The 1,857-nt window shown below is 67.8% G+C and carries 3 protein-coding genes and 1 pseudogene; 2 read left to right on the top strand and 2 right to left on the bottom strand.

What is annotated here, in order from left to right:
• Nucleotides 1–225: pseudogene (locus tag DBR34_RS23845) on the bottom strand (hypothetical protein); the annotation flags it as partial.
• A complete protein-coding gene (locus DBR34_RS17865) occupies nucleotides 222–806 on the bottom strand; it encodes a sigma-70 family RNA polymerase sigma factor (protein ID WP_128097781.1) in 585 nt (194 codons plus the stop codon). The pseudogene DBR34_RS23845 and the gene DBR34_RS17865, both read right to left, overlap by 4 nt.
• A 134-nt stretch (nucleotides 807–940) precedes the next feature.
• Here DBR34_RS17865 and DBR34_RS17860 point away from each other — a divergent pair, with 134 nt between their 5' ends.
• Nucleotides 941–1,123 carry a hypothetical protein gene (locus tag DBR34_RS17860; RefSeq protein ID WP_128097780.1) on the top strand — a complete coding sequence of 61 codons (183 nt, stop codon included), beginning with the start codon at nucleotides 941–943 and terminating at the stop codon, nucleotides 1,121–1,123.
• 80 nt (nucleotides 1,124–1,203) lie between these two features.
• Entirely contained in the window at nucleotides 1,204–1,785 is a 582-nt protein-coding gene (locus DBR34_RS17855) for a mechanosensitive ion channel family protein (protein WP_128097779.1), read from the top strand.
• Nucleotides 1,786–1,857 lie beyond the last annotated feature (72 nt).

Genomic DNA, 1,857 nt, shown 5'->3' with positions numbered 1-1,857 from the left:
CAGCAGGCCCAGCGCGGCCGCCAGGCCCAGGCCGACGCGCAGCGGCCAGCGTCGACGCCGGGGCAATCCGGTTACGGCTACCGGCGCCGGCGTGGGCATCGGCACGGCCGGCAGCTGCGCGGCAATGCCCTGCCACACACGTGCCGGCGGCAGCCGCTCGGCCGGCAGCGCGCGCAACCGCGCCTGCAGCGTATCGGCGTCGTCGTGGTGGTTCATGTCGTTCATGCGGTTTCTCCCAGGCGTGCGCGCAACAGACCGCGTGCACGGTGCAACTGCGCCTTCGAACTGCCCACAGCCATCTGCAGCTGCTCGGCGATTTCGTGGTGTTTCCAGCCTTCTATATCGTGCAGCACCAGCACCGCCCGGGCGCGCGGCGGCAGGGTTTCCAGCGCGCGCTCCAGGTCCAGCGTGGTGCCCGCACACCGGTCCACTGCCACCAGCGTGGCGAGGCTGTCGTGCCCTTCCTCGCCGGCATCGGTCAGCTGCCAGTGCGCGCTGGCGCGCAGTTCCATCAGCGCCGCGTTCACCCCCAGCCGATGCAGCCAGGTGGCCAGGCTGCTGTCGAACCGGAACCCCGGCAACGCTTTCCATGCCTGCAGGAACGCGTCCTGCAGGGCGTCCTCGGCGCGTGCGGCGTGGCCGCCACACAACCGCCAGAGCACCGCGTAGATGCGCGGCGAATGGCGTCGGTAGATCTGTTCGTAGGCGGCCATGCTGCCCGCCACCGCGGCGCGGACCAGGGCGTGGTCGTCGGCGGCGTCGGCCTCGGTCGGGGCACGGGATGCGGGCATGGTGGCGTTGAGCATATCCGTTGGATGCGGGGTCCACCGAAAAGGTTTAAACCGGTTGCCGCGATGTTCGTGAGCACCGGTTCTAAACCTTCTGGCCGCCGCCGGCATCCAAGCCTGCGTACCCCACGGGCCATCGCCAAGGAATCGCCATGTCCACCAGTTGCCTCGTCCTGCTGTTGTCGCTGGCCAGCAGCTGCACCCTTCCCTGGAGCCCGGTGACGATCCGTATGTCGGTGTCGCCGCAACCGGACCTGTGCGTGCAATATGCCGCGCATGACCCGGTCTGTGCCTCGGTACTGATCGCACGGCTGGCATCGCAGCCCGTGGTGTGAACAACGGTGGCGGTCGTCGGCGCGCGGCCGCATTAAGATAGGGGCTCGACGCACTATCGCTGCAAGGATCCACGCTGCACATGAAAGACCATCTGCCTACCTGGACCCACGAGTGGCTGCATTACGGGGTCCCTGCCCTGCAGATCCTGCTGACCCTGCTGGCCGCCTGGCTGCTGCGCCTGATCGCACGGCGCCTGATCCGCCGCATCGGCGAACACTACACGCTGCCACCGGAAATGATCATGGGTGCACGCCGCGTGTTCACCTTCGTGGTGTATTTCACGGTGCTGCTGGTGATCCTCAACATCGTCGGCGTATCGGCCACGGTGCTCTGGACCGCCTTCACCGGCTTTGCCGCCGTGGGCGCGGTGGCGTTCTTCGCCGCGTGGAGCGTGTTGTCCAACATCTTCTGCACGCTGCTGATCTTCACCACGCGCCCGTTCCGCCTGCACGACTACATCGAGCTGCTGGAGAACGGCGAGAAGCCGGGGTTGAAGGGCCGCGTGATCGACGTGAACCTGATCTACACCACGCTGCAGGAAACCGACGGCCACCACGAAGGGACCGTGCTGCAGATTCCCAACAACATGTTCTTCCAGCGAACCGTGCGCCGCTGGCGTGACCCGTCGCAGGCGCCGGGCGGTATCCAGGGCGACGGTTGAACAACGGCGGCGCCCCCCCCCGGCGCACCGCGCAGGGGTCAACGCAGCTGGCTGTCCTTGCTGCCACGGCGG

This window comes from Stenotrophomonas sp. HMWF003 (assembly GCF_003061285.1).
GTDB lineage: Bacteria > Pseudomonadota > Gammaproteobacteria > Xanthomonadales > Xanthomonadaceae > Stenotrophomonas > Stenotrophomonas maltophilia_AP.
Note: the sequence above shows the minus strand (reverse complement) of the source record. Positions and strands in the feature narration are given on the sequence as shown.

Coding starts and splice junctions, on each gene's coding strand:
- DBR34_RS17855 (WP_128097779.1), top strand. CDS start 1,204: ATGAAAGACCATCTGCCTACCTGGACCCACGAGTGGCTGCATTACGGG.
- DBR34_RS17860 (WP_128097780.1), top strand. CDS start 941: ATGTCCACCAGTTGCCTCGTCCTGCTGTTGTCGCTGGCCAGCAGCTGC.
- DBR34_RS17865 (WP_128097781.1), bottom strand. CDS start 806: ATGCTCAACGCCACCATGCCCGCATCCCGTGCCCCGACCGAGGCCGAC.